The organism is Mesorhizobium sp. B2-5-7, from assembly GCF_006440875.1.
Classification (GTDB): domain Bacteria; phylum Pseudomonadota; class Alphaproteobacteria; order Rhizobiales; family Rhizobiaceae; genus Mesorhizobium; species Mesorhizobium australicum.
In genome coordinates this window covers 323,668-349,783 of record NZ_VFUO01000007.1, presented here as the reverse complement: position 1 = coordinate 349,783, position 26,116 = coordinate 323,668, and the positions used below count along the sequence as shown (strand labels likewise).

General features: G+C 65.1%; 23 protein-coding genes and 1 tRNA gene. 7 read left to right on the top strand and 17 right to left on the bottom strand.

What is annotated here, in order from left to right; translation table 11 throughout:
• Nucleotides 1-37 precede the first annotated feature (37 nt).
• The 7 genes from FJ543_RS27775 to FJ543_RS27745 form a co-directional block, all read right to left on the bottom strand.
• Complete coding sequence (locus tag FJ543_RS27775) at nt 38-637, bottom strand: VOC family protein (protein WP_140878363.1); 600 nt, start codon at nt 635-637, stop codon at nt 38-40.
• A 78-nt stretch (nt 638-715) separates the two neighbouring features.
• On the bottom strand, nt 716-1,552 hold the full coding sequence (locus FJ543_RS27770; RefSeq protein WP_140878361.1) for an ATP-binding cassette domain-containing protein: 837 nt from the start codon (nt 1,550-1,552) through the stop codon (nt 716-718).
• A complete protein-coding gene (locus tag FJ543_RS27765) occupies nt 1,545-2,423 on the bottom strand; it encodes an ABC transporter ATP-binding protein (protein WP_140878359.1) in 879 nt (292 codons plus the stop codon). The genes FJ543_RS27770 and FJ543_RS27765 overlap by 8 nt, the downstream gene beginning before the upstream one ends.
• The gene (locus FJ543_RS27760; protein ID WP_140614831.1) at nt 2,420-3,268 is read right to left on the bottom strand and encodes an ABC transporter permease; all 849 of its coding nucleotides are present in this window, start codon (nt 3,266-3,268) and stop codon (nt 2,420-2,422) included. Before FJ543_RS27760 ends, FJ543_RS27765 begins: the two co-directional genes overlap by 4 nt.
• Entirely contained in the window at nt 3,261-4,268 is a 1,008-nt protein-coding gene (locus tag FJ543_RS27755; protein WP_140660597.1) for an ABC transporter permease, read from the bottom strand. Before FJ543_RS27755 ends, FJ543_RS27760 begins: the two co-directional genes overlap by 8 nt.
• An 88-nt stretch (nt 4,269-4,356) precedes the next feature.
• Nucleotides 4,357-5,886 (bottom strand): ABC transporter substrate-binding protein, encoded by a 1,530-nt coding sequence (locus FJ543_RS27750; RefSeq protein WP_140878357.1) that lies wholly within the window; start codon nt 5,884-5,886, stop codon nt 4,357-4,359.
• A gap of 108 nt (nt 5,887-5,994) precedes the next feature.
• The gene (locus FJ543_RS27745; RefSeq protein ID WP_140878355.1) at nt 5,995-7,569 is read right to left on the bottom strand and encodes an NAD(P)/FAD-dependent oxidoreductase; all 1,575 of its coding nucleotides are present in this window, start codon (nt 7,567-7,569) and stop codon (nt 5,995-5,997) included.
• 118 nt (nt 7,570-7,687) lie between these two features.
• On the opposite strand from FJ543_RS27745, the gene FJ543_RS27740 reads away from it, so the two are divergent.
• The 6 genes from FJ543_RS27740 (at nt 7,688) to FJ543_RS27715 (ending at nt 18,203) form a co-directional block, all read left to right on the top strand.
• Entirely contained in the window at nt 7,688-8,479 is a 792-nt protein-coding gene (locus FJ543_RS27740; protein WP_140660600.1) for a cyclase family protein, read from the top strand.
• 151 nt (nt 8,480-8,630) lie between these two features.
• Entirely contained in the window at nt 8,631-10,202 is a 1,572-nt protein-coding gene (locus FJ543_RS27735; protein ID WP_140878353.1) for an NAD(P)/FAD-dependent oxidoreductase, read from the top strand.
• Complete coding sequence (locus tag FJ543_RS27730) at nt 10,202-10,684, top strand: MarR family transcriptional regulator (protein ID WP_015314077.1); 483 nt, start codon at nt 10,202-10,204, stop codon at nt 10,682-10,684. Before FJ543_RS27735 ends, FJ543_RS27730 begins: the two co-directional genes overlap by 1 nt.
• Nucleotides 10,685-10,722: 38 nt before the next feature.
• Nucleotides 10,723-12,876: an indolepyruvate ferredoxin oxidoreductase subunit alpha gene (locus tag FJ543_RS27725; RefSeq protein WP_140878351.1), complete on the top strand. Its 2,154-nt coding sequence runs from the start codon at nt 10,723-10,725 to the stop codon at nt 12,874-12,876.
• Nucleotides 12,869-14,446: an indolepyruvate oxidoreductase subunit beta family protein gene (locus FJ543_RS27720; protein ID WP_140878349.1), complete on the top strand. Its 1,578-nt coding sequence runs from the start codon at nt 12,869-12,871 to the stop codon at nt 14,444-14,446. Before FJ543_RS27725 ends, FJ543_RS27720 begins: the two co-directional genes overlap by 8 nt.
• Nucleotides 14,447-14,792: 346 nt before the next feature.
• Nucleotides 14,793-18,203, top strand: a complete 3,411-nt coding sequence (locus FJ543_RS27715; RefSeq protein ID WP_140878347.1) for an acyl-[ACP]--phospholipid O-acyltransferase — start codon at nt 14,793-14,795, stop codon at nt 18,201-18,203.
• Between the two features lie 53 nt (nt 18,204-18,256).
• Here the strand turns inward: FJ543_RS27715 and FJ543_RS27710 are convergent, their stop codons facing one another.
• The 10 genes from FJ543_RS27710 to FJ543_RS27665 form a co-directional block, all read right to left on the bottom strand.
• Nucleotides 18,257-19,495 (bottom strand): DUF1501 domain-containing protein, encoded by a 1,239-nt coding sequence (locus FJ543_RS27710; protein WP_140787056.1) that lies wholly within the window; start codon nt 19,493-19,495, stop codon nt 18,257-18,259.
• Nucleotides 19,496-19,541: 46 nt separating this feature from the next.
• Entirely contained in the window at nt 19,542-21,056 is a 1,515-nt protein-coding gene (locus tag FJ543_RS27705; protein ID WP_140878345.1) for a DUF1800 family protein, read from the bottom strand.
• Nucleotides 21,057-21,174: 118 nt separating this feature from the next.
• Entirely contained in the window at nt 21,175-21,456 is a 282-nt protein-coding gene (locus FJ543_RS27700) for a hypothetical protein (protein WP_140787061.1), read from the bottom strand.
• A gap of 108 nt (nt 21,457-21,564) precedes the next feature.
• Nucleotides 21,565-22,020 (bottom strand): periplasmic heavy metal sensor, encoded by a 456-nt coding sequence (locus FJ543_RS27695; RefSeq protein WP_140878343.1) that lies wholly within the window; start codon nt 22,018-22,020, stop codon nt 21,565-21,567.
• Nucleotides 22,017-22,469: a hypothetical protein gene (locus tag FJ543_RS27690; RefSeq protein ID WP_015314069.1), complete on the bottom strand. Its 453-nt coding sequence runs from the start codon at nt 22,467-22,469 to the stop codon at nt 22,017-22,019. The genes FJ543_RS27695 and FJ543_RS27690 overlap by 4 nt, the downstream gene beginning before the upstream one ends.
• A gap of 26 nt (nt 22,470-22,495) precedes the next feature.
• The gene (locus tag FJ543_RS27685) at nt 22,496-23,038 is read right to left on the bottom strand and encodes an RNA polymerase sigma factor (protein ID WP_015314068.1); all 543 of its coding nucleotides are present in this window, start codon (nt 23,036-23,038) and stop codon (nt 22,496-22,498) included.
• A gap of 45 nt (nt 23,039-23,083) precedes the next feature.
• Nucleotides 23,084-23,506 (bottom strand): acid-shock protein, encoded by a 423-nt coding sequence (locus tag FJ543_RS27680; RefSeq protein WP_140878341.1) that lies wholly within the window; start codon nt 23,504-23,506, stop codon nt 23,084-23,086.
• Between the two features lie 213 nt (nt 23,507-23,719).
• The gene (locus FJ543_RS27675; protein WP_015314066.1) at nt 23,720-23,908 is read right to left on the bottom strand and encodes a DUF2158 domain-containing protein; all 189 of its coding nucleotides are present in this window, start codon (nt 23,906-23,908) and stop codon (nt 23,720-23,722) included.
• A 149-nt stretch (nt 23,909-24,057) separates the two neighbouring features.
• A complete protein-coding gene (locus tag FJ543_RS27670) occupies nt 24,058-24,285 on the bottom strand; it encodes a hypothetical protein (protein WP_083883127.1) in 228 nt (75 codons plus the stop codon).
• A gap of 289 nt (nt 24,286-24,574) precedes the next feature.
• A tRNA-Thr gene (locus FJ543_RS27665) sits at nt 24,575-24,650 on the bottom strand.
• Nucleotides 24,651-24,939: 289 nt separating this feature from the next.
• Here FJ543_RS27665 and FJ543_RS27660 point away from each other — a divergent pair.
• A complete protein-coding gene (locus FJ543_RS27660; protein ID WP_140878340.1) occupies nt 24,940-26,085 on the top strand; it encodes a hypothetical protein in 1,146 nt (381 codons plus the stop codon).
• The last annotated feature ends 31 nt before the right edge of the window (nt 26,086-26,116 follow it).

The following is a 26,116-nucleotide window of genomic DNA, read 5'->3' as shown; positions in this document are numbered from 1 at the left end:
CGCTTGCCGGGACATCCCGCAAGCGCGCCGCGAGAGATCATTTCTCCGGATTCTTCGGGCTCCACAGCACGGTCTCGGCACCCTTCTCGTACGCCATGCCGTCGGGATAGCTGATCGCCTCCAGTTGCAATCCCCAGGGCGCCTGGAAATAGAGGATGGTCTGGCCGGCGGCGGGTCCTTCCTTGACCGGCAGCGGCCCCAATCTGGTCTTGACGCCGTTGGCGTCGAGATAGGCTTTCGCCGCCGCGACGTCGTCGACATAGAAGGCGATGTGAAAACCGCCAATGTCGCTGTTCTTCGGCATCACGTCCTTCTGGTCGGGTGCTGTGTATTTGAACAGTTCGATGTTCGATCCCGTGCCGCAGCGGACCATGGTGATCTGCTCGATGACAGCCTTGGGATCGACGCCCAGCACATCCTGCATGAAGGTGCCCTTGTCGTCGGCGAACGGGCCGAACGACATCGCCTTCTTGCAGCCGACCACGTCGGTAAAGAAGTCGACCGCCTGCTTCATGTCGGGAACCGTGATGCCGGTGTGGTCGTGCCCGCGCATGCCGGGAATCGAGCTCGCTGCGGCCATGCCTGCGCTGCCGAGAATAGCGGCCGCGAGCGTTGCATTTCGGATTATCATCTTCATGTCAGTTTCTCCTCCATTGGCGGGGCTTTGTCATTAGCCAGCCGCACGTCCGAGCCCGCTTTCGGCGTGCGTATGCATTCATGTCTGAGCCTTGGCAGCGGAAGGAATGTCCAGCCAGCCCTCGTCGATTTCGGGCAGCGGGATCGCCGAAATCAGGTCGCGCGTGTAGTTCTGTCGGGGATTCTGGAATAGAGCGTCCGTCGCGCTCGCTTCGACGATCCTACCTTCGCGCATGACGATGACCTGCCGGCACAGCCGCCGGATGACCGACAGATCGTGACTGATAAAGGCGACCGTCAGCCCCATCTCCGCCGCCAGTCTCTCCAGAAGGGTGAGGATCTGGGCCTGCGTCGAGACGTCGAGGCCGGAGACGATCTCGTCGGCCAGCACGAATTTCGGCGACAGCGCCAGCGCGCGGGCAATGCCGACGCGCTGGCGTTGGCCGCCCGACAGTTCGTGCCGGTAGCGGCTGGCGAAGCTTTGCGGCAACCCAACCCGCTGCAGCGCCTCGGCGACGCGATCCCTGAGATTGTCGCCAAGTCCATTTTGCTTGAGCGGCGCGGCGATGATGCTGGCGATGGTGCGGCGCGGATTGAGCGACGACATCGGATCCTGGAAGATCATCTGCAGGTCGCGGCGCAGTGGCCGCAGTTCCGCTTCCGGCAGATGGGTGATGTCGCGGCCTTCGAAACGGATCTCGCCGGCGCTCGGCTCCAGCAGCCGCACCAGCGCACGGCCAAGCGTCGATTTGCCGGATCCGGATTCGCCGACGATGCCGGTCACCGAACCTCTCGACAGATCGAAGTCGAAACCTCTGAGAATTTCGGCCAGCGGTGCGCGGCCGATGAGCGGCTTGCGCGTCATGTCGGGCAAGGCGACCTTCAGCCCGCGCACGGAGAACAGCGGCTCAGCCATGCGGCCGCCTCCAGGCCTGGTCGGCGGCAGCAATCTCGGCGGCGAGCCCGGCCAGTACCGCCTCGTCCACCGGCTTCAGCGAAGCATATGGATCGGTATAGCGCGGCGTCGCCGCCATCAGCGCTCGGGTGTACGGATGCCGAGGTGCCGCGAAAAGCGCCGCGGTCTCTGCCTCTTCCACCACCTTGCCGGCATAGAGCACCGAGACTTTCTGGCTGATCTTTGCGACGACGCCGAGATCGTGGGTGACGAACAGGATCGCGGTGCCATGTTCGCGCTGCAACGCAGCGATGAGCCGCAGGATCTGCTTCTGCACGGTGACGTCGAGGGCCGTGGTCGGCTCGTCGGCGACGATCAGGCGTGGCTCGGCTGCGAAGGCGGCGGCAATCAGCACGCGCTGGCGCATGCCGCCGGACAATTCGTGCGGATAGCTCTTCAGCACGCGGTCGGGGTCGCGGATCTGCACCTCATCAAGCAACTGCCGGATACGCCGATCGGCCTTGTCTCCGCTCCAGCCGAGAATGCGCACCAGACGGTCGGTCATCTGGGGGCCGATGCGGCGCGAGGGGTTGAGCGCGGTCAGCGGATCCTGCGGGATCAGCGCCGTGCGCGCGCCGATCAGCATGCGCCGCGCTTTTGGCGGGAGTTTGCCGAGGTCTTCGCCCTCGAGTCTCATATCGCCTTCGACGATGCGCACGCTCGATGGCAACACGCCAAGCACCGCCTTGCCGATCATCGTCTTGCCGGCGCCGCTTTCGCCGACAAGCGCGCGCACTTCACCGGGTTGTACCGAGAGCGATACCGAGCGCAGCACGCGCTGGCCGTTGGCCAGCACGGCGCTGAGGTTGGCGATGTCTAGACAGGCGCTCATCGCAGCACCGGGTCGAAACGCGTCTTCAGCGCTTCGCCGAACTGGCTGAAAGAGAGCACGGTGAGGATCAGCGTGATCAGCGGGAAGACCAGCACCCACCAGGCCTGATGGATCGACAGCCGGCCCTCGGCGATGATGCCGCCCCAGGTCGGATCGTCGGTTGAGATCGACAGGTTGACGAAGGACAGGATCGCCTCGACGATGACGGCGATGCCCATCTCCAGTGACAGCAGCGCCACGATCGACGGCACCACATTGGGCAGCACTTCGCGCAGCATGATGCCGAAGCGGCCATAGCCGGCGATACGGGCATTCTCGACATAGTCCATGCGTGACTGGCCCATCGCCTCGGCGCGAATGACCCGGCAAAAACGCGTCCAGTCGATGATGGCAATGGCGAGGATGACGGAGCTCAAGCCGGTGCCGAGCACGGCGACCAGGAGGATGGCGAACAGCACCGGCGGGAAGGCCATCCAGATGTCGACGATGCGCGAGATGATGCGGTCCGCCCAGCCGCCGAAATAGCCCGCGACCAGCCCTAATGTGGAGCCGACCACGCAGGCGGCGATGGCCGCCGCGAAAGCAACGATGAAGGCGATGCGGCCGCCGAAAATCAGCCGGGAGAGCAGGTCGCGGCCGAGACTGTCGGTGCCCAGCCAATAGCCGGGCTCGGCGCCATCGAGCCAGAAGGGCGGCAGACGCTCCAGCATCAAATCCTGCGCCAGCGGATCCTGCGGCGCCACCAGCGGCGCCAAGATCGCGGCCAGCAGCGCCAGCAGCAGCCAACCGCCGGCGAGCCACAGCCTCGGGCTCGATCCGTGCCTGATGATGCGTGCCTCATCCATGGCGCAGCCTCGGATTGAGCAGCGCGTACATCATGTCCACCGCGAGATTGATCAGCACGAACAGCAGCGCGAAGACCAGCACGATGCCCTGGATCAGCGGCAGGTCGCGGTTGATGACGGCGTCGATCGCCATGTTGCCGAGGCCCTCATAGGAGAACAGCCGCTCGACGATGACGGTGCCGCCGATGAGGAAGGTGAACTGCACGCCGATGAGCGTCAGTGTCGGCAAGGCGGCGTTCTTCAGCGCCTCGCGCAAGATGACCTGCGTTTCCGAAAACCCCTTGACCCGCGCCAGCACGACATAGTCGAGGTCGAGCACTTCCTTCAGCGACTGCTTCAGTAGCTGCGCGATGATGGCCGCGAGCGGCAGCGCCAGCGCCACGGCTGGCATCAGCATGTGTTTCAGCAGGTCCCAGGTGAGGTCGAAGCGCAGCCGAAGCAGGCTCTCGAAGAAGTAGAACTGGGTGACGAAGGGCAGGTCTAGCTGCGGCGACACGCGGCCGGAAATGTCGAAGATCGGCACCAGCACGCCGAACAGCAGGATCAGCACCAGGCCCCAGAGAAAATCGGGGATGGAAAGTGCTGCCCCGCTGGCGATGTCGATGCCAGCCTCGACCGCCGTGCCGCGTTCGCGCGCGCCCAGGATCGCCGTCGTGCCGCCGATCGCCACTGCCATGATGAGCGCGACGATGGCAAGCTCCAGCGTAGCCGGCAGCCGGCTGAAGACGAGGCCAAGCACGTCCTGCCGGAGCGAGATCGAGGTGCCGAAATCGCCCCTGGCGACACCGGACAGCCAGATGAAGAACTGCTGCACGATCGTCTTGTCGAGCCCATAGAGCGCACGCAGACGGGCGATGTCGTCATTGGTGGCGCCGGGCGGCAACATCATGGCGATCGGATCGCCGGGCGCGACGCGGATGACCACGAATACGACGACGGCCACGCCGAACAGCGTGATCAGCATCGTCAGCAGACGGATCAGGAATCGTTGCAGGAGCATGTAAATCTTTGCAGGAGCCCGCAGGCTCATATGCGTGTAGAAATGCGCGCCGTCGCTATGGACGGCGCGCGGCAAGCCCAGGCTGATATCAGGCCGGGGTCATCAGGGCCGGCAGCAGCGCGCCGGAAATATGCTGCACCACCTTGACGCCCTTCGCATGCACGATCGGTTGCGCATACTGCATAAGCGGCAGCACGTAGGCCTGCTCGGCGATGTATTTATCGACCGCCTTCCACCCGGCGATGCGCTTGGCCTCGTCCTTCTCTCCCCACAGCGGGTTGATCATGTCGATCAGGTCCTGGCTGTCCCAGACCGAATGCGGGCTCGGCCCATACATGGCAAAGCCGGTCGACGTGGTCGGGTCGCCAATGGCGTTGCCCCAATTGTAGAAGGCCGCCGGCGCGAGCTTGTCGGCGGCGCGCAGTTCGTAGTGCTTGGCGATCTCGTAGACCTCGATCGTCGCCTCGATGCCGACCTTGCGCCACATGCCGACGATCGCCTGGATCATCTCATAGTCCTTGGGCTTGAAGCCCTTGGTCGTCTGGATGGTGAACTTGACCGGCTTTTCCGGCGAATAGCCTGAAGCCGCCAGCAGCTCCTTGGCCTTTTCCGGATTGTGCTCGACCTTGATCGAGGCATCGTAGGCCGCGTATTCCGGCGTTTCCAGCGTGGCGAGCGGCTGGCCGTAGCCGCGCAGCAGCCGCTTGACCAGAAGCTCCTTGTCGACCGCCATGACGGCTGCCTGGCGCACGTTCTTGTCCAGCATCGCTTCGATGTCGTTGAAGAAGATCATGCCGATATCGGAAACATTCTTGATCGACCCGGCAAGCCCGTCCTTGGCGATCAGCCGGTCGTACTCTTCATAGGGGATTTCGAGCGTCACCTGCGAGGAACCGGATTCGATCTCGGCGACACGGCTCGCCGCGTCGGTGACGAATTTGATCGTCACGTTCTCGAATGCCGGCTTGCCGCCCCAGTATTTCGGATTGGCCTTGAGCCGCAGGAAGGCGTTGCGTTCGAACTTCTCGACCATGTAGGGGCCGGTTCCGATCGGAGCCTTCTCGAAACCTTCGGCACCGACCTTCTCGTAATAGGCCTTCGGCATAATGTAGCCGGTGAGGAACGACATCCATTTGAAATAGACCGGGTCGAACTGCACGACATCGCCCGTGATCTTGTTGCCGTCGATCTTGAAATTGTTGACGTTCTTCCACACGAACTGGATCGGGTTGCCGGTCTTTTCATCGCCCGCCCGCTGCAACGACCAGACCACGTCCTCGGGCGTGAACGGCGAGCCGTCATGCCAGGTTACACCCTCGCGCACCGTCATCATGATCTTGGTGCGGTCCTCGTTCCAGCCCCATTCGGTGAGCAGGCCCGGCGCGAAGGACAGGTCCGGCTTCTGCGGGATGAACTGGTCGAACACCGACTGGTAGAGGCCCTGGATGGTCGGGTTGACGGCCGACGGTCCGGTGGTCGGGTCCCAGGACGGCAGGTTGACATTATAGGCGATGGTCAGTTCGCCGGCGGCGGCATTGGCCATCTTGGGCAGGCCGACAGCGGCCACGCCAAGTGCCGCGGCACTGTATCCCAGTAATTCGCGTCTGTTGATTGTCATGGTCGTTCCCCTTGTTGGTTTGTCTTTCGCGCGGCTTCGTCCGGTCATTGGTTCGGGCTTCGTCGGCAGCAGCGCTTGCCTCTCGTCGCCTTCATGAATTCGTCTGGCCTACCTCCCGCCAAGCTGTTGCGCGAGCATGAAGCCCGAGGCGGCACCCGTGCCGGCGCCGGGCCATGTGGCGGCACCGGTGAGATGCAGATTGACCACCGGCGTGTTCCAGCCGGCGTAGCCGCGTGCCGGGCGAAACAGGAAGTTCTGCGCCAGGTGATGGCTGCCGCAAACCTGGTCCCCGCCGACGAGGTTCGGGTTCTCGCGCTCGAGGTCGATGGGCGAAAACACGGCGCGGCCGAGGATCTTCGCACGCAGCCCAGGTGCGTAGGTTTCGATGATGTCGAGCACGCGCTCAGCATAGCGATCCTTGACCTGATCCCAATGCGCGGGCGCGATCTTGCCGGCGGCATCGCCGAGGATTTCCGCCGGCAGCATGCGCACCTGCACCCACAGAACATGTTTGCCTTGAGGCGCGCGCGACGGATCGACCGCCGTCGGCTGGCCGACGACCAGCACCGGCTCGTCCGGCAGCACGCCCGCCATCGCCTGCTGATAGGTGCGCGACATCTGCTCGAGCGATGGCGCCAGATGCACATAGGCGAACTGTCGAAGCTCTGCCCCGGCGCGCCAGTCCGGCAGGTCGTCCAGCGCCAGGTGGATCATCATCGTGCCCGGCGCATGGCGGAATTTTTGCATCGCCATGTCGAAGCCGGCGTCGCCCGAACCGACCGGCAGCAACTTGCCGGCCAGCGCCTTGGGCGTGACGCCGGCAATCACCGCCTTGGTGGCCGTATGCGTCTCGCCGGAAGCAAGCCGCACACCGGTCGCCTTGCCACCGGAGACGGTTATCTCGGCGACATCGGCGCCGGTGACGATCCTGCCGCCGGCCGATGTGACAATGCCGGCCAGCGCGCGGATGATCGTGTCGGCGCCACCCTTGCCCAGCACCATGCCAAAACTCTGGTTGGCCATCGATTCCAGATAGGGGAACACCGCGCCGCCGGCGATGTCGGGCGCGAAGTCGAGATGCATGCCCCAGGTGGCGAGCGTCGCCCTGATGTGTGGAGACTCGAAATTTTCCTCCAGCCAGGCACGCGGCGACGACAGCAACAGCCGGCCGGTGTCGAGCGCGCCGGAAACACCTTTTTTGCGCCACAGGTTCCAGGCGGTGCTTGCAAGCGCCCGGGCGCTCATCGGCGAGCCCAGCAGCTTGAACAAATGCTCGGCTTCGGCGGGGAAGCCAGCAACCAGCCCTCGCCACGTCGCGGCATCGGCGGCTGAGAAGGCCGCCATGCGGCTGGCGGTCTTTTCCAGGTCGTTGCTGACCCCGAACCAGCGACCATCCGGAAAGGCGCTGGCGAAACAGTCGGCGACAGGCGCGAATTCCAGCCCCTGCGCTTTCAATTCATTTGCATATTTCCGGTGGAAGGGGGAGCCGGCGAACAGGCTCAGATTCATCGCGCCGAAATCGTGGCGGAAGCCCGGAAGCGTGAATTCGCGGGTCTGGACGGCTCCGCCGATTGTTACGCTACGCTCGAAAGCCCCGGTTTTCCAGCCCTTGAGCGCCAGATGCGCGGCGCATGCCAGAGTGTTGTGGCCCGCCCCGACAAAGATGGCGTCGAACTCGCTCACGCCCCGTTCCCATTTCCTTTATGCTTAAAGATAATTGCAGATGCATATGTTTTCGTCTAGTAGGATATTAAGGGCCGAGACGAGCCTTGATCATGTCAGACAAGAGGGAACAGAGACCATGGATACCCAGAAACTCCTCGGCGAAGTTGCCGGCCAGCTTCTTTCCGGCGCCATCAAGGTGGTCGACCTGACGGCGCCGCTCGGGCCCGACACACCGCTGATCAAGCTGCCGCCGGAGCTTGCCGTCGACACGCCGAAGGTCGAGATCCACTCGATCTCTCGCTATGACAAGAACGGTCCATGGTGGGCGTGGAACTGGCTGAAGCTCGGCGAGCATTCCGGCACGCATTTCGACGCGCCACAGCATTGGATCAGCGGCAAGGATTATCCGGACGGCGCCACCGATACCATTCCGGCGCAGAATTTCATCGGGCCGGTGAATGTCATCGACTGTTCGAAAGAGGCCGCCGCCGATCACGATTTCCTGCTCACCGTCGACCACATCAAGGCCTGGGAGGCCAAGCATGGAGCGATCAATGCCGGCGAGTGGGTGGTGATGCGCACCGACTGGTACAAGCGCAACGGCTCGGAAGCCGAGTTCCTCAACGCCAACGAGACCGGCCCGCACACACCCGGCCCGACGGCGGAAGCCATCCAGTTCCTGATCGGCAAGGACATCAAGGGCTGGGGCTCGGAGACGATCGGCACCGATGCCGGCAAGGCCGGCGGCATGGAGCCGCCATTCCCGGCGCACACGCTGATGCACAAGGCCAACCGCTATGGCCTCGCCAGCCTCTGCAACCTCGACCAGCTGCCGCCGAAAGGCGCCATCCTGATCGCGGCGCCGCTCAAGATCGAGCACGGCACCGGCAGCCCGATCCGCGCGCTGGCGCTGGTGCCGGGGAAATAGAGCGAGGCGGTCTTCGGGAGAAGATCATGGCTGCAAACGGTACCGCGATGACGAAGTGGGCGCGGCGACCTCGTGGGGTTGCCGCTCTACGCCAAGGAACGCTACCGCGCGCAATTGAACATCATCCACCAAAGCGGGGGAGCGCCCCTCGATGACCGCCCCCGATCACATCATCGTCGGCAGCGGCATCAACGCGCTGGTCTGCGCCGCAATGCTCGGCGGCAAGGGCGCCAAGGTGCTCGTGCTGGAGCGCAACGGCCGTATCGGCGGTTGCATGCGCACCGAGGAGATCACCGCGCCGGGCTTCGTCCATGACGTGATGGCGACCACCTTCGTGCTGTTCATCACCTCGCCGGCCTTTGCAGCATTGGGCGGCGACCTCGCCCGGCACGGGCTGGAGTTCTGCCACACCGGCACGCCGACCGGCGTGCTCATGCCGGACGGCAGCCATGCCGTGCTCAGCACCGGCCGCGCCGCCAATGTCGCTGCGCTGAACGCGATCGCGGCCGGCGACGGTGACCGGCATGCGGAAGATGTCGGCGGCATTGAGCGCAATGCCGGCCTGCTGTTCGGTCTGCTCGGCGGCGCGCTTTGGTCATACCCGACGGCGAAGCTGCTGGCCGGCGATACCTGGCGGCGTGGTCCGCGTGGCCTAGCCGCCTTTCTTGGCGAAGCGCTGGTGCCGGCGCGCGGCTGGCTGGAGAGCAGCTATCGGTCCGAGACCGTCAGGGCGCTCTGGGCGCCCTGGGTGCTGCATGCCGGGCTTGGCCCGGAAGATGCGTTTTCCGGCCAGATCGCCAAGGTGATCGCCTTCGCGCTGGAGGCTGCCGGTGCGCCGATCGTCAAGGGCGGGGCGAAGAACCTGCTTGCCGCCTTCGAAGCGCTGATCAGGGAACGCGGCGGCGACATCCGCACCGGCGCCGACGTCGCTTCGGTCGTCCAGGCGGGTGGCCGCGCAGCCGGTGTGCGGCTGGCGTCGGGCGAAACGATCACGGCGAACAAGAGCGTCATCTGCTCGGTCACGCCGACGCAGCTTTACGGCCGTCTGCTCGGCAAGGACGCTTCGAAGGACGACGTCGAAGCGACGCGGAAATACCGCTATGGCAAGGGCAATTTCCAGATCCATTACGCGCTGACCAAGCCGCCGTCCTGGCGCGGTGAGGGCCTCGACAAGGTGGCGCTGCTGCATCTGACGCCCGGACTGGATGGCGTTTCGAAAGCCTGCAACGAGGCGGCGCGCGGCATGCTGCCGGAGGTGCCGACCATCTGCGTCGGCCAGCCGCACGCGCTCGACCCATCACGCTGTCCGGAGGGCCAGGCGATCTTGTGGCTGCAACTCCCCGAGGCGCCCCGCCACATCAAGGGCGACGCCGCCGGCAAGCTCGATGCGCCTGCCGACGGACAATGGACCGAGGCGCTGCGCGAGGCCTATGCCGATCGCGCTGAAGCGATACTCGCCGGCCATATCGACGGCTTCAAGGACAGCGTGATCGCGCGCCGCGCCTATTCGCCGGCCGATCTCGAGGCGATGAACATCAACCTGGTCGGCGGCGACCCTTACGGCGGCTCCTCTGTTGTCGACCAGTCGTTCCTGTGGCGGCCGTTCAAGACCAGCCGCAACCATCAGACCGGCGTCAAGGGCCTCTACCATATCGGCGCCTCGACCCATCCCGGTGCGGGCCTCGGCGGTGGCTCCGGCTTCCTGCTGGCAGGGAGGCTGTGATGGAACAGAAGGTCGTCGAAAAACGCCAGCGCATTTCCACCCTCGGCCAGATCGGCCTGCAGCAATTCGCGCCCTATCTGATGAACCGCATCATGGGCCGCTACAACGCCACCTTGCGCGACGATTTCCGCAAGCAGGGCCTGACCATTTCGCAGGTGCGCACGCTGGCGGTGCTGTCGGTCACCGATGGCGTCACCGTCAATGACCTCTCGGTCTATACGGTCATCGAGCAGTCTACCCTGAGCCGCACGCTCGACACGCTGGAGGGCCAGGGCTTCGTGCGGCGCGAGCAAGGCGTCACCGACAGCCGCATCCGCCACGTGTTCCTGACCGACGACGGCCGCGCCGAGTTCACCCGCGCCTGGCCGGCCATGCATGACGCCTTCGAGGCGATGTTCGACGATATCGACGACGCCGAATATGCAGCACTCATCGCAACGCTTTTGAAGATGCTCAAAAACATTCGCAAGCACGACATCTAGGCGCCGCCAGCTGTCGGCGGCAACGGAAGGAGGCAGACATGGCCGAACGGTCTTTTGCCAAGGAAGTCGAAAAACTGAGGCTTGGCGCCGGCGAGGAATTCGCCGGCGAGGGCATCCTCGCCATCACCAAGGCGCTGCTGCAGTGCGGCGTCGGCTATGTCGGCGGCTACCAGGGCGCGCCGATCAGCCATCTGATGGACGTGCTGGCCGACGCGCAGGACATTCTGGGCGAACTCGGCGTGCATTTCGAGGCCAGCGCCTCGGAAGCCACCGCCACCGCCATGCTCGCCGCTTCGGTGCATTACCCGATCCGGGGCGCGGCGACGTTCAAGTCGACCGTCGGCACCAATGTGGCTTCAGACGCACTGGCCAACCTCGCTTCCGGCGGCGTCACCGGCGGAGCGCTGATCATCGTCGGCGAGGATTATGGCGAGGGCTCCTCGATCATGCAGGAGCGCAGCCATGCCTTCGCCATGAAGAGCCAGGTCTGGCTGCTCGATCCCCGTCCCAACCTGCCGTCCATCGTCAAGGCGGTGGAGGATGGCTTCGAACTGTCGGAAATCTCCAACACGCCGGTCATGCTGCAGGTGCGCATCCGCTGCTGCCACGTGCATGGCCATTTCATCGCCAAGGACAACAAGCGTCCGCCGATGACGGTCGCCGATGCGCTCGAAGCACCGCGCCGCGACACCGGCCGTATCGTTCTGCCGCCCGCCTCCTTCCTGCACGAAAAGGAGAAAGTGCAAAAGCGCTGGCCGGCGGCGGTGGATTTCATCGCCAGGAACAAGATCAACGAGTTCTTCGGCTCGGACCATGGCTCCGTCGGCATCGTCATGCAGGGCGGCATGTACAATTCAGTCATTCGTGCGCTGCAGCGGCTCGGCCTTGCCGACACCTATGGCGAGACCGACGTGCCGCTCTACGTGCTGAACGCCGTCTATCCCCTGATCGACGACGAATTCCTCGTCTTCTGCGAAGGCAAGCAGGCGGTGCTCGTCGTCGAGGAGGGCCAGCCCAATTATATCGAGCAGGCTTTTGCCGCGATGCTGCACAAGGCCGGGCGCGGCACCAGGCTGGTCGGCAAGGAGCACCTGCCGATGGCTGGGGAATATACCGGCCAGGTCATGCTCGACGGTATCGGCGCCTTCCTGCGCGCCGAGGCCCCGCATCTGCTGCCGGGCGAAGTGCGCGCACCCAACAAGGTCGGCGACGGCGTCGACACGGCGGACCTGATCAATGTCGTTCCAGGACGACCGCCCGGTTTCTGCATCGGTTGCCCGGAGCGGCCGATCTTCGCCGCGACCAAGCTGGTCGAGCAGGAGCTCGGCAAACATCACATCGCTTCTGACATCGGCTGCCATCTGTTCTCGATCATGCCGCCCTTCGAACTCGGTGCCACCACCATGGGCTACGGACTCGGACCAGCCTCGGCCTCGGCGTTCAACGCGCCCGATGCCAAGCGCCGCTCTATCTCCTTCGTCGGCGACGGCGGTTTCTGGCACAACGGCCTGACCTCCTCGATCGGCAATGCGGTGTTCAACAAGAATGATGGCGTCATCGTCATCGTCGATAATTTTTACTCGGCCGCCACTGGCGGGCAGGACATCCTGTCGTCGCGCGCGGGCAACAAGACCAAGTCGACCAAGCATCCGATCACCGAGGCGGTGAAAGGCATGGGCGTAAAATGGCTGCGCCATGTCGACCGCACCTACGATGTCGGCAAGATGCAGGACACGCTGCGCGAGGCGCTGACGACGGACGAGAAGGGGCCAAAAGTCATCGTCGCTTCGTCGGAATGCATGCTCAATCGCCAGCGCCGCGAAAAGCCGCTGGTCGACAAGGCGATCAAAGGCGGCGAGCGTGTCGTCAAGCCGAAATTTGGCGTCGACGAGGACATCTGCACCGGCGACCATGCTTGCATGCGGCTCTCCGGCTGCCCATCGCTGTCGGTCAAGTCGCTCGACGATCCGTTGCGCGACGATCCGGTCGCGTCGATCGACCAGAACTGCGTCGGCTGCGGCAATTGCGGCGAGGTCGCCGATGCCGCGGTGCTGTGCCCGTCCTTCTACCGTGCCGACGTCGTGCACAATCCAAGCCGCTGGGACCGTTTCCTGGAGACGGCGCGCCGCGCGACGATCGGTTTCCTGCAGAGGCGGCGCGAAGGCCGGCGCCTGATATTCGCCGATGCTTGATCCCGTTCCTTCCTCGCGCCCCCGGTCCGGTGCTGCCGATGAGCCGGTGATCAAGCTCGCCGTTCTGGCCGTCGGCGGCCAGGGCGGCGGCGTGCTCGCCGACTGGATCACCGACGTCGCCGAGCGCAATGGCTTTGTCGCGCAATCGACCTCGGTCGCCGGCGTCGCGCAGCGCACCGGCGCCACCATCTACTATATCGAAATGGCCCGCGACACCGGCCGCCTGCCGGTCTTCGCGCTGTCGCCCTCGCAGGGCGATGTCGATATCCTGATCGCCGCCGAATTGATGGAAGCCGGCCGAGCCATCATCAGGGGCTTCGTCACCCCCAACCGCACGACGCTGATCGCTTCCTCGCACCGCATCGCCGCCGTGTCGGAAAAGATCGAACCGGGTGATGGCCGCGCTTCGTCGTCCAAAGTCCACGCCACGGCCGAGGCCGCATCGAAGCGCTTCATCGCATTCGACATGGAAAAGATCGCCGCCGACAACGGCTCGATGATCTCGGCCAGCCTGCTTGGCGCGCTGGCCGGCTCCGACGCGCTGCCGTTTACCCGTGAAAACTACGAGCAGGCGATTGGCACCGGCGGCCGTGGCGTCAAGGCCAGCCTCGCCGCCTTCGCGGCCGCGTATGACCGTGCGCGCGGCACGGCGGCGCCGACGGCGAAACCGGTGGAGCCGGCGATTGTCGAACCTGCCCTGGGTGCGGGACATGTGAGTGGCCCGCGAAACCTGCTGCAGGGATGGCAGGCGCTCGCCGCTCGCATCGACCTGCTGCCGGTGGCGGTGCGCGACATGGCGCTCAGGGGCCTGAGAAAGGTCGTCGACTATCAGGACATCGCCTATGGGCGCGAATATCTCGACCGGCTGGACAAGGCCGTCGTGATTGACGGCGTGGATCCAACCCATGCGCTGTCAATCGCGGCCGCCAAGCATCTGGCCAACGCCATGTGTTATGACGACATGATCCGCGTCGCCGATCTGAAGACGCGCTCGACCCGCGACAGGCGGGTGCGCAAGGAGGTTGGCGTCAAGGATGGTTCGGTCCTGCAAGTGACCGAGTACTTCCATCCGCGCATCGAGGAGTTCTGCGGCACGCTGCCGGCGAGGCTGGGCAGCTACATCGAGGACCGGCCGAAATTGGCAGCCTTCCTCGACCGCCGCATCAACCGGGGCCGCCGCATCCGCACCGACAGCTTTGCCGGCTTCGCCGCTTTGTGGTTCATCGGCGGCCTGCGCCGCTGGCGCCGCCGCCTGCTGCGCCACAAGGTCGAGACCGCGCATCTTGACCAATGGTACACGCTCGCGCTTGGTTACGTGCCGGCGGATTACGCGCTTGCCGTCGAAATCCTCAATTGCCGCCGGCTGATCAAGGGCTACAGCGACACGCATGTGCGCGCCCACTCGAAATTCGACCGCGTGCTGTCGGCGCTTGATCTGCTCGAGGGCAGGGACGACGCCGCCGACTGGATCCGCCGCCTGCGCGAGGCGGCGCTGAAGGACGAGAAGGGCGACATGCTCGACGGCGCGCTGAAGACCGTGGCGACCTTGGGTCCGGCAACGGGCAACTGAGCCGGCACGTCCCGACAGACTTCACCGGGGCACCGGCCCCGTTGGTATGCTCGAAGCCTCGGAGGGTCACCCCGTGGCGCCCTCGGTCCTGCGAGGGCTGGTTTCGACATTCGGACCATCAACCGGTTTGGTGAACGCTGTTCATTTTTCCTCTTGAACGATGTTCAAAGCGTGATAGAGTGCGATTGTGAACGACGTTCATTTCGCAGCGGCCGAAAGCCGCGGATGGGCAACAGCGCAGCAAGGAAGTTTAACAGCTCAGGACTATCACTGAAACTGAACAGCGCCTGCAACCCGCAGGGCCTATCGGCACACTGTCGAAGGGTTCCGCCAAATGGAAATCGCCATGAACACGCATCTCATGCTTTCGCGGCGCTTCGCGCCACTTTTCTGGACGCAGTTCCTGTCCGCCTTCAACGACAATTTCCTCAAGAACACGCTGGTGTTCCTGATCCTCTTCACACTGGCCGCCGATCAGGCGGCCTCGCTGGTCACTTTGGCCGGCGCCGTGTTCATGGCTCCATTCCTGCTCCTGTCGGCGCTGGGCGGCGAGATCGCCGATCGCTTTGACAAGGCGCTCATCGCACGCCGGCTGAAATTTGCCGAGATCGGCGCCGCTGCCGTGGCGGTCGTCGGCATCGCGCTGTCCTCCATCCCCGTGCTGATGACCGCGCTGTTGATGTTCGGCATCATCTCGGCGCTGTTCGGGCCGATCAAATACGGCATCCTGCCCGATCACCTCGAACGCAAGGAATTGCCGGGCGCCAACGCCTGGATCGAGTCGGCGACTTTCGCCGCCATCCTCGGCGGCACCATCGCCGGGGGCGTGGTCTCGGCCGATGGCATCGGCGTCTCGGTCTTCGGGCCGATCATGATGATCCTCGCCGTCGGCTGCTGGTTCGTCAGCTGCTACATCCCTTCAACCGGGTCCGCGGCGCCCGACCTCGTCATCGACAGGAATGTCTTTCGCTCGACCTGGCGCCAGGTCAGCGAATTGCGCACGGACTCACGGATCTGGCGCGCCGGCCTGATGACGTCCTGGTTCTGGCTGATCGGCGCCATTGTGCTTTCGATCCTGCCGACGCTGGTCAAGGATCAGCTCGGCGGTGGCGAGATCGCGGTCACCGCCTATCTCGCGGTGTTCGCTATCTCGATCGCCATTGGCTCGGCAATCGCCGCGTGGATGTCGCAGGGACGCATCGTGCTCTTGCCCGCACCGGTCGGCACGGCGCTGCTGGCGCTGTTCGGCCTCGAGCTCGCATGGACCATCTGGAGCATGCAGCCTTCGCCCAGATCCGAAACCCTTGGCCTCTTCTTCGCCGGGCCAAACACGATCCGTGTTGCGATCGACCTCGCCGGCATGGCCATTTCCAGCGCCTTCCTTGTAGTGCCGACCTTTGCCGCCGTGCAGGCCTGGTCGCCGGAGGCGCGCCGCGCCCGGGTCGTCGCCGCGGTCAGTATCGTCAACGCCGGCTTCATGACCGTCGGCGGCTTGCTCGTCGCCATCATCCAGGCAGCCGGCGTCTCGACGGGAGGCATCCTGTTCGGCCTCGCCCTGGCCAATGCCGTCGCCGCCTGGCTGATGCTGAAATACCTGCCGACCAATGCCTTCCGCGATTTTGTCTCCATTCTTTTCCGCGCCTTCCATCGGCTGGAAGTCGAAGGCCTGGACAATCTCAAGGCCGCGGGCCCGGCACCCATCCTAGCACTGAACCATGTCAGCTTCCTCGATGGACCGCTGGCTCTGACGCTGACCAATGAGGAGCCGGTCTTCGCCATCGACTACACCATTGCGCAGGCCTGGTGGATGAAGCCGTTTTTAAAGCTGACCCGCGCGCTGCCGCTCAATCCGTCCAAGCCGATGTCGACACGCACGCTGATCAAGATCGTGCAGAACGGCGACCCGCTGGTCATCTTCCCCGAGGGCCGCATCACCGTCACGGGCGGGCTGATGAAGGTCTATGACGGTGCCGCCATGGTGGCCGACAAGACCGGCTCGATGGTGGTGCCGATCCGCATCGAGGGGCTGGAGAAAAGCCCCTTCTCACGGCTGACGGCACAGCACGTGCGCCGCCGCCTGTTCCCGAAGGTCAAGGTGACCATACTGCCGCCGGTCAGGCTCAAGGTCGACGACGAGCTGAAGGGACGCAAGCGGCGCGCCGCCGCCGGCGCCGCGCTCTACCAGGTGATGTCCGACCTCGTCTTCCGCACCCAGCATATCGACAAGACCGTGCTCGAAAGGATCATCGAGACGGCGACCGAGCGCGGCATGAAGCAACTTGCCGTGCAGGATCCGGTCGCCGGTTCGCTGAGCTACGGCAAGCTGCTCACGGCTGTCGCCGTGCTCGGCGAGAAGTTCGAGACGCTCTATGCCGGACAGGACACGCTCGGCATCATGCTGCCCAACGCCAATGGCGCCTGTGCCGCGCTGCTCGGCGTCATCTCCGCCGGCAAGGTCCCCGCGATGATCAACTTCACCGCCGGTGCCGCCAACATCCTGTCCGCTTGCAAGGCGGCGCAGGTAACCACCATTCTGACCTCGCGGGCCTTTGTCGAACAGGCCAAGCTTGGCGCGATCGTCGAGGAGATCGGCCGCTCGCTCAACATTGTCTGGCTCGATGATTTGCGCGCGACCATCGGCCTCAAGGACAAGCTGCTCGGCCTGCTGCGCAAAAGTACGCCCAAGGTTGCCCGCAAGGCCACCGACCCGGCCGTGATCCTGTTCACCTCGGGCTCCGAAGGGACGCCGAAGGGCGTCGTGCTCACCCACCGCAACATCCTGGCCAACGCCGCGCAAGCCGCCTCGCGCATCGATTTCCATTCGGGCGACAAGGTGTTCAACGTTCTGCCGATCTTCCATTCCTTCGGCCTGACGGCGGGCACGGTGCTGCCGCTGGTGTCCGGCGTCCCGGTCTATTTCTACCCGTCGCCGCTGCACTACCGCATCGTGCCGGAACTGGTCTATGCCTCGAATGCGACAATCATCTTCGGCACCGACACCTTCCTCAGCGGCTATGCGCGTACAGCGCATCCCTATGATTTCCGCTCGGTGCGCTATTGCTTTTCCGGTGCGGAGCCGGTCAAGGCCTCGACCCGCGAAACCTACATGGAGAAGTTCGGCCTGCGCATTCTCGAAGGCTACGGCGTTACCGAGACGGCGCCGGTGATCTCCATCAACACGCCGATGTACAACAAATCGGGCACGGTCGGAAAAATCATGCCCGGCATGGAATATCGTCTGGAACCGGTGATCGGCGTCGAGGGCGGTGGACGGCTGTTCGTGCGCGGCCCCAACGTCATGGCGGGCTATCTCAGGGCCGAAAAGCCGGGTGTGCTCGAACCGCTGCAAGATGGATGGCACGACACCGGCGACATCGTCAGCATCGACGATGCCGGTTTCGTCAGCATTCGCGGCCGTGCCAAGCGTTTCGCCAAGATCGGCGGCGAGATGATTTCGCTGGCTGCGGTGGAAGCTCTGGCGGGCGAGCTGTGGAAAGGTTCGCTCTCGGCGGTCGCGACCGTACCGGACCCGCGCAAGGGTGAAAAACTCGTTCTCATCACCGAGGCCGAGAAAGCGACGCGCGCCGAGTTTCTGGCGTTCGCCAAGGCAAACGGCGCCATGGACCTGATGGTGCCGGCTGAAGTGCGCGTCGTGGCGCATGTGCCGGTGCTTGGCTCGGGCAAGATCGACTTCGTCGGCGTAACCAGGCTGGTACGCGGCGAAGCCTTGCAGGCAGCCAAGGTCGAGGCCGCCTGATCGCCGGCGACAGCGAGACGGCGCCACGGTAGGAGACGCGGCGCCGCCAGCCTTCAGGCGATCAGGTTCATCATCGGCTTCACCGCACCTGAGTCCGGAAACACTTTCTCGCCGAGCACCGAGGCCGAAAGTCCGAACTGGTCGGCGAGCAGGCCTTTCAGCACCGCCCTCACGTCGCTGGTCGGCGCAAGGTCGCGCTGCTGGTAAAGTTGCGCGGGCTTCAGCCCCGGCCAGTCGGCGATGACGCGGCCGCCCTTGATGGCGCCGCCGGCGAGCAGCACCACGGTGCCGGTGCCGTGGTCGGTGCCGACCGTGCCGTTGACCCGCGCGGTGCGGCCGAATTCGGTGATGGTGACGATTGCCGTATCCTTCCAGCGCTCGCCGAGACCTTTTTTGAATTCCTCGAAGGCACCGTCGAGGCCGCCGAGCAGGCTGGCGAGGCGGCCGGTCGCGCCGCCTTCGTTGACATGCGTGTCCCAGCCATCGAAGGCGAGTGCCGCGACACGCGGCCCGTCATCGGCGGCGATCAGCCTGGCGGCGCCTTGCGCGGCCTGCCGCATGCCGGCGGCGCTGTCGAGGCCGCCTTTCGGCTTCATCGTCTTGGCGCCCATCTGGTCGTCAAGCGCCATGCGATCGGCGTCGAGACCTTTTTGCAGCGCGACGGCCAGAACCGGATCGCGATGCTGGTAGAGATCGAGAACGCGCGCCGCGAGGTCGCCGGCCGGCGCCGGCAGCGATTGCGGCGCCCAGCCGAGCACGGGAGCCGCGCCACGGATCACCAGCGGCGTCGACGGTCCGACGGCCAGGCCGCCGAGCGTCGCCACGCGGTCGCCCGCCGGCAGGTTCTCCAGCGCCCGATTGAGCCAGCCGGTGGCGACATGGCCGGGACCGGCAAAGCCGCTTTCCAGCACATCCTGGCCATCGAAATGCGAGCGCTCGCGATAGCCGGTCGCGGCGGCGTGCACGACAGCCGCCTGCTTGTTCTTGAACAGCCGCGCAAACACCGGCATCGCCGGATTGACCGCGAAGAAAGCATCGAGCGGCAGTGCCGCGTGCGGGCCGGTGAGCGACAGGGCGATGTCGCCATGCAGGCCGGCATAGTCGGGATCGCCGACCGGACCGACGGTCGACAGGCCGTCCAGCGCACCGCGCAGCACGATGACGATCAGGCGCGGGTCGCGGTTGTCGGCGGCACGGGCGAAGCGCGGCAGATAGGACCAGGCAAACAGCGCGCCGCCGGTCGTCAGCACGGCGCGGCGGGAAGGGTGAGGGGTTTCGCACAGCAGGCTCATGACTTCGTCTCCATGGGAGTTGTCGACGCCGGACCTATCGTTCGATCTATCGTCGCTGGAATTCGGGCGCCATCAGCAGAAGCGCCAGGCCTTGCTGTTTGGACTCGGCGCGGGCGATCGCTTGGCGTGTTTCGGGCGAGGCGGAGGGACCGATGACCGCGTCGAGCATGCCGTTGGGGTTGCCGATGTCCTTCACTTGCCAGGCGGCCTGCCATGCGATGTCGAGGCGGGTCTTCATGCCTTCCGCCGATGCCCAGCTGTCCGCCTGGTCGGAAAAGCCGTTCGGTCCCGGCGGCCGCCAGAGCGGCTCGCCCAGCGCGTTGAGCCAGTTGAGCGACTGGCCAGGGTCGTTCGTCGGACCAGGGCCGGCCGCTCGGCGGATGGCCGCGATATAGTCGAACGGCGAGCGCATCTTGGCCAATGGCGTCGACCACGCTTCCGGCATGTCGACGAGCGCCGCCGCCAGTGCCCTGAGATTGCCGTCGCTCCTGGTGAACACCTTGGCGAGGCGGGCGACCGCCGCCGCCGGCGGGTCGTCGGCTATGAAATGGCGGGCAAGTTGCGTGGCGATGTGTTGCGCGGTCGCCGGATGACGGGCGATGTCATTGAGCGCGGCCTGGGCCTGGCCCATGCCGCCAGCCGGATAGGTCTTGCCGAGCAGCACCGCGTCACCCGGCTCATGCGCATTGGCGTTGAAAACGGAACTGCCGGGTTCGCCCAGCCGTCCTTCCCGTCCGGCCATCATCCAGCCGGTCAGGATGCGCGCGAAGCTGGTCACGTCGGCTTGGCTGTAGCCGCTGCCGACACCGAGCGTGTGCAGTTCCAGGATTTCGCGGGCGAGGTTCTCGTTGAGGCCGCGCTGGCGGTTCTTGCCGGCGCGGGAGTCCGGGCCGATCGACTGCTGGTTGTCGAGATAGAACAGCATGGCCGGATGCCGCTCCACCGCCATGAGCATGTCGGCGAAGCGCCCGAGCACGAAAGGCCGGATGGCCTCCCGTTCGAACGCCCCGGCGCTGGCGCGCACGATGTTGTCCTTGGCGACGGAGACGCAGAAATGGTTCGACCAGAAATAGACCAGGCGCTCGACGAAGCCGGCCTCTGCCTGCATTGCCTTGTCGAAGCGCGCCTGTGCCTCGGCCCGGAACAACATAACCTCGACAGGCGGCACAGCGGCGGGTTTGGCCGCGGCCGCGGCCGGGGCGACGGGCGGCGACATGACCGGTGCGGCGGGTGGAGGCATGACCGAAGCCGCGGCCGACGTGGCCGCTGGCGGCTGCTCCGTCGCCATCCGCTGCCGGTCCCGCTTGCGCTGGAGATTTGCCGCCATGCTGGCCTGGATGGCCGGCGTGCTCCCCTTGAGGTCGGCATGGGCGGGATCGTCGAGCGATATCATGGCGACGTCGGGCCGCCGCAGCTCCGCCTTGAGATAACCGCGAGGGTCGCCGGCCAGTCTTTCGCGATCACCCGGCCGGGCTCCAAGGCCGAAGCGATTGAAGACTATCAAGGCGGGATCTGGCAGGGCGGGATCTGGCGTCATGGGCACTTTGGTCGCGACAGCCATGTCAACGCTCCATCGTTGGATCTCACGCGAGGCGCGCGACGCCCGATCGGCTGTTTCCCCAGCGCAAACCGGGGATAGGCGGCCGGGCAGGCGGATGCCGCCCGGCCCTCCCGCGCGCTTACCAGCGGTGCCAGCGGTGCCAGTGGCGGTGCGGATGCCAGCCGTAGTAGGCCGGGCGGTGCCAATAGCGGTAGCGCGGATACACCACGACACGGTTGGGAACGCAGCGCCCCCAGTGATTGGGATGCCATCCAGGCCCGCAACCCCAGGCCACGTGCTCGATCAGCGCCGGGGCGGCCGGCTGCGCCACCATCGGCATGGCGGCGGAGGTCGCGACGGTCGCGGCGGTTCCGGTGAAGGCGAGGACGGCTGCCGCCGCATACTGTGTCAGACGGTTCATGACGTTACTCCGAATGTTCTCCGAGAATGAAAACCTGTGCGTACCGATTGGTCCGGCAGGCTGCCCTTCCTCTGGTTAAACGGCCTTGCGGTCGTTTTCCGTCGGCGGTCACGGCGATTTTTTTGGCTCTGCCGTCGGTGGCGGCCCGGCCCGCCTGGCCAGCCCGTCCGCGAGCACGGCGCGATCCCAGGCCGAACCCGCCGTCGCGAACTCGACGATGCGCTGCTCAAGCCGTGTGCGCACGGTGATATCGGCATTGCGCGCCTTTTCCAGCGCGGCCGACAGGGCCGTCGTGTCGAGGACCGGCTGGCGCAGCAGGTCGGCTGCCTCGCGCCTGGCCTGCTGGCCATCGAGGATGACCTGGCGGGATTCGCGCCGCACGTCGCGCAGCGCCTTTCGAAACAGCACGCGTTCCTGGTGGGGAAGCCGGCTCCCGGCGGCTTCCAGCGAATAACCCTGGCCGGGCTTGCCGCTTCTTATCCAGACGGCTCCGCCCGCAAGCGCGCCGGCCAGGAAGACATTCAGCGCCACGGATGCGATCACGAGGTTGCGGCGCGTGCTCATAGGTCCTCCTCGATCGTCTCGCCATCGGACCCGGCATCGCCGAACGCCGTCGCATTGGCATCGAGCACATAGCGGTCGGGCTGAAACTCTGGCGTGACGACGCTCACCAGGGCCAATCCGGCGATGGCGCCGGCCATGCCGATGCCGGCGAGTCCAAGACCCAGCCACCAGGCCCGTCGGCGCCGGCGCTGGACGAGCAGCCGGTCGGCCATTCGCAGGATGCCGCCGTGCAGTGCCGCGCCAGGCGCCATGACGTCATAGCTGTCGAGCAAGGCGTCGAGTTTGCCTGCCTGCCCCAATATGGCCGCGCCCATCTCGGTCCTTGCGAACGTCGCGCCGGTCGTGCGGTTGGCCTGCGGCCACCGCCGCAAGTCGCCGCCATAGGCCGCCGCCAGAGCCGCAAAGCGCTCGGCATCCATTGCCGGTTCGTTCCTGGACCCATCAGACATCGGTCTGTCCTTTGATCGCGGCTTTCTCATTCATCGACACTATCCTTGGCCAGGATCACCTGCAGCGCCCGCCGGCCGCGCGAAAGCAGGCTTTCCAGGGCATCGACGCTGATCTCCAGGATCGCGGCCGCCTCTATGTTGGACATCTCCTGATAGTAGACCAGGAGGATCGCCTCGCGCTGGCGCGGCGCGATTGCCTGCAAGGCCTGCTCGACCCGATGCGCCTCCTTGCCGGGATGGGCATCGGGAAGCGGGGCGGGATCGACAATGTCCGGCAGCTCGTCGGTCACCAGCTCGCGGCGCCGGCGCAGCCGGTCGTAACAAAGGTTTAGCGTCACCCGGTGGATCCAGCTGTCGAAGCGTGCGTTGCCGCGCCGCCAGCCCGATGCGTGACGCCAGATGCGCATAAAGGTTTCCTGCGCGACGTCCTCGGCCTCCGCCGCATCGCCGAGCATGCGCGCGGCCAGCGAAAGGATGCGCGGCAGCTTGCGCGCGACGAGCGTCCGCACCGCCGCGGGGTCGCCGGTGCCGACCCGGCGAACCAGCTCCTCGTCCGGGTCGGGGCTCATGGGTTGGCGCACACCCAATGTCCATCATGCGTCATAGCCTCTTGGTCATTGCTCCGGCTTGGGAGCGGATTTGTGGCCCGGCATCTCGTCGCCCGTCAGAATGCCGTCGCCATTCTTGTCCAGCCTGGCAAAGCGCTTGGCGAAGAACGCATCGAGCTCGGCCCGGTCGATGAAGCCGTCATGGTTGGAATCAATGCGCGCGAAGGATTTGGCGGGATCGCCCTTGACGTTGCGCTTGGCCTGAAAGGCCTCCCATTCCAGCAGGCTGATCTTGCCGTCGCCGTCCGTGTCGGCGGCCATGATCGCCTTCTCTCGCCGTTTCTGGAACTTGGCCAGCGTGATGTCGGACTTGGCGGCCGACGAAGTCGCGGCGGGCGGTGTGGCGGCCGGTGGCTGTGTCCCTGTCTGGGCCAGAGCCGCGGTGGTCAGCAGGCACAGGGCAGCGGCAAGGATCGAACGGCGTATCATGTTTTACGTCTCCGGTTGGCGCATTGCCATGGCCCGATGCCATGGTCACGCTTCAACCGTTAAACGTCGTGATCGCAGAAATCCGTCGGTCGCCATGCCTATCTCGCCGCTTGCCGGCGATGATGGACTTTGGCGGCCCAGGGTACGGCAGAACACCTCGTCCGGCGCATCTGAATTGCGCCGGGCCGGCCCGCCCGTTGGCGAAGGCGGGAATTACGTCGATTGGTCGGCGGCGATCAACTGATCCGATTTGAAGCCGGCATGCTGCGGGGTCCACACATCGCCGTCTTTGTTGAACCAGTGGCACAGATACATGCCGGAAGCGGCGCCGTCGCTGACCGTCATTTTCGGGCCACCCGACCTCAGCTTGACGACGTCTCCGGTCTTGAAAGTGTTGGGCATTTGGACCTCCCATGCTGACACCCGACATTTCATACCAAAACGGGGGTCCCGACAATGGCATATGGGTCTTCTGGGCTACTGTCTTATGCGGCAACGCGGAGGCATCGCCGACGGCATCATCGGGGCGAACTGGGCGACCCCCCAACAGGTCAGTCCACCTCGATCACACGCCTGGCCGGCTTCCCAGTCGGCTCCCGTCGGCGCGCAGGCGGGGCCTTGTCCGCCAATGCCTCCTGCTGCAGTCTCTGCTCCCTCAGGCGGGTTGTCTTGGCGTCCCTTGCGTGACGCTCGGCATCCAGCACCAGCCTCGCCTCGCGGTCCGCTCTTGCCAGCTTTTCCTTGTCGACACGCCTTGGCAATTCAAAACCTCCTGTCATGGAACTGTCGGCAGGAAATGTGCAACCCAAGTGTCTGTTCCAAAAAAATAGAAATGCGCGGTCCATCATTTGTTATTGAGATTTGAAAATTCCGGATTGCTCGCTTTCGCGAGTTTTCCAAGCCCGGAGCAAGTCGCGACTTGCCTCGCGGGTCTTCGGCCAGATCTGCACCGCTCCCGAGTTGTTGTCGATCGACGGGCAGATCCTTGCATCCATGGCAAACGCAAACGGCCGGGGATTCGGGCCTCTTCCGCGCGTCCAGGCAGCTTCGACCATCGGTTTGAAAAACTGGTGCCGCTTAGGTGACTCGAACACCTGACCCCATCATTACGAATGATGTGCTCTACCAACTGAGCTAAAGCGGCCCGGGAGGCCAAGGCCTCCAAGATGGGCAGGGTGATAGACTCAACCGGCCGCGAATTCAAGATGCGACTTGGCAAATCATGCAAGAGCCGCGCCCCGATCGAAACCGGCGTTCTGGCGTCCCTGCATGCCCGGAATCGCCGACATGTTCCGATTTTGTTTGCCGGAACATCGTGAAAATAGACTTTGGACGGTCTGTCGAGGCAGAATGCGGCTGCCCGCCCGTTGATTGATTGGTCGCCTGCGGCTAACCATCATGAAAGCTTGGGACAATTTGCAGAGGGATCTCGCTTGGACGCGATCGAAAAAGCGATCCGGAACGCCCTGGAAAAGGGCAATGCCGAGGACCGTGCGTTCCGCGAGAGGGTCTATCGTTCGGCCTTCGCCGCGCTCGACCGCGCGCTCCAGGCCAATCCCGGCGTGACCGTGGAAGTCGCCATCAAGCGCCGCAAGGCAATCCAGGCAAAAATCACCGAAATCGAATCCGAGTACCTGCCGGCGGTGCCCGGTGTTGCCCCGCAGATCGACGCGCCGGCGGTCGAGGCCGCGGCCGGCGCGGCGCCCGCGGTCGAGGCGGGCCCAAGGGCGTCATCGCCCGCTGTCGCCGTCGACGGTCCCGGGCAGCCCGCTTCCGACGCACCGCGTTCGCGCGTGCTGCCGGTGGTTCCCGACATCATGCCGGATGCGACCCTGCCCGGTGCGCCAGCCATCGACATGTCGGTTCCAGCCTCTTCCGGTGCCGCCACGGAAGTCGCGCCCGATCGCGATGAGCGGCGCATTCGAGGCCGGCGGCTGCCGCTGACCGCCATTTTCTTCACGGTGACGCTGCTCGCGGCGATTGGCATCGGACTGTACTTTGCCATGCAAACCGGTGTGTTCAAGACCGCCGCGCAGCTCAATACCGCGCCGCCGGAAGCGCCGCCGACCGTCGAGGACGACGATTTCACCCCGGCCGATGGCGCCAACGCGCCGGCAAAGCCCGGTGCCGCGGACCTGTCGCGCGACTGGATCAATGTGTTTTCACCGTCCGACCCGACGCATGTCGCCGCTCCGTCCGACGCCAAGGCCGAGGTGATGAAGGACGACAGCGGGCCGTTCCTGCGCATCCAGTCCGGCGCCTCCGGCTCGGCGATCGCCTTCGATGTCGGACAGGGCGTGCTGGAAAAACTCGCCGGCAAGCACGCCGTGTTCGACATCATCGCCCGGGCCGAGGACGGCAAGGACACGCAGATATCCGTCGACTGCAATTTTGGCGAACTCGGCGATTGCGGCCGCAAGCGTTACGCGGTCGGCCAGCAGAAGAACGAATATCTGTTCGACGTGAAGTTTCCCGACAAGCATCCGGGCTCGGCCGGAACCATCGCCATCAATTCCGATTTCGACAAGCAGGGCAAGGCGGTCGACGTCTACGAGATCCGTGTCTCGGTCGAACCCTGAACTGAATTCGTTGCGACTGACACATTGACGG

What these genes read in the sequence shown, in the direction of transcription:
- FJ543_RS27710 (WP_140787056.1), bottom strand. Translation starts at nt 19,495, where the DNA reads ATGAGCCTGCTGTGCGAAACCCCTCACCCTTCCCGCCGCGCCGTGCTG.
- FJ543_RS27740 (WP_140660600.1), top strand. Translation starts at nt 7,688, where the DNA reads ATGGATACCCAGAAACTCCTCGGCGAAGTTGCCGGCCAGCTTCTTTCC.
- FJ543_RS27670 (WP_083883127.1), bottom strand. Translation starts at nt 24,285, where the DNA reads ATGACAGGAGGTTTTGAATTGCCAAGGCGTGTCGACAAGGAAAAGCTG.
- FJ543_RS27675 (WP_015314066.1), bottom strand. Translation starts at nt 23,908, where the DNA reads ATGCCCAACACTTTCAAGACCGGAGACGTCGTCAAGCTGAGGTCGGGT.
- FJ543_RS27695 (WP_140878343.1), bottom strand. Translation starts at nt 22,020, where the DNA reads ATGAGCACGCGCCGCAACCTCGTGATCGCATCCGTGGCGCTGAATGTC.
- FJ543_RS27735 (WP_140878353.1), top strand. Translation starts at nt 8,631, where the DNA reads ATGACCGCCCCCGATCACATCATCGTCGGCAGCGGCATCAACGCGCTG.
- FJ543_RS27750 (WP_140878357.1), bottom strand. Translation starts at nt 5,886, where the DNA reads ATGACAATCAACAGACGCGAATTACTGGGATACAGTGCCGCGGCACTT.
- FJ543_RS27715 (WP_140878347.1), top strand. Translation starts at nt 14,793, where the DNA reads ATGAACACGCATCTCATGCTTTCGCGGCGCTTCGCGCCACTTTTCTGG.
- FJ543_RS27725 (WP_140878351.1), top strand. Translation starts at nt 10,723, where the DNA reads ATGGCCGAACGGTCTTTTGCCAAGGAAGTCGAAAAACTGAGGCTTGGC.
- FJ543_RS27685 (WP_015314068.1), bottom strand. Translation starts at nt 23,038, where the DNA reads ATGAGCCCCGACCCGGACGAGGAGCTGGTTCGCCGGGTCGGCACCGGC.
- FJ543_RS27720 (WP_140878349.1), top strand. Translation starts at nt 12,869, where the DNA reads ATGCTTGATCCCGTTCCTTCCTCGCGCCCCCGGTCCGGTGCTGCCGAT.
- FJ543_RS27775 (WP_140878363.1), bottom strand. Translation starts at nt 637, where the DNA reads ATGAAGATGATAATCCGAAATGCAACGCTCGCGGCCGCTATTCTCGGC.
- FJ543_RS27770 (WP_140878361.1), bottom strand. Translation starts at nt 1,552, where the DNA reads ATGGCTGAGCCGCTGTTCTCCGTGCGCGGGCTGAAGGTCGCCTTGCCC.
- FJ543_RS27690 (WP_015314069.1), bottom strand. Translation starts at nt 22,469, where the DNA reads ATGTCTGATGGGTCCAGGAACGAACCGGCAATGGATGCCGAGCGCTTT.
- FJ543_RS27680 (WP_140878341.1), bottom strand. Translation starts at nt 23,506, where the DNA reads ATGATACGCCGTTCGATCCTTGCCGCTGCCCTGTGCCTGCTGACCACC.
- FJ543_RS27705 (WP_140878345.1), bottom strand. Translation starts at nt 21,056, where the DNA reads ATGGCTGTCGCGACCAAAGTGCCCATGACGCCAGATCCCGCCCTGCCA.
- FJ543_RS27765 (WP_140878359.1), bottom strand. Translation starts at nt 2,423, where the DNA reads ATGAGCGCCTGTCTAGACATCGCCAACCTCAGCGCCGTGCTGGCCAAC.
- FJ543_RS27760 (WP_140614831.1), bottom strand. Translation starts at nt 3,268, where the DNA reads ATGGATGAGGCACGCATCATCAGGCACGGATCGAGCCCGAGGCTGTGG.
- FJ543_RS27755 (WP_140660597.1), bottom strand. Translation starts at nt 4,268, where the DNA reads ATGCTCCTGCAACGATTCCTGATCCGTCTGCTGACGATGCTGATCACG.
- FJ543_RS27700 (WP_140787061.1), bottom strand. Translation starts at nt 21,456, where the DNA reads ATGAACCGTCTGACACAGTATGCGGCGGCAGCCGTCCTCGCCTTCACC.
- FJ543_RS27730 (WP_015314077.1), top strand. Translation starts at nt 10,202, where the DNA reads ATGGAACAGAAGGTCGTCGAAAAACGCCAGCGCATTTCCACCCTCGGC.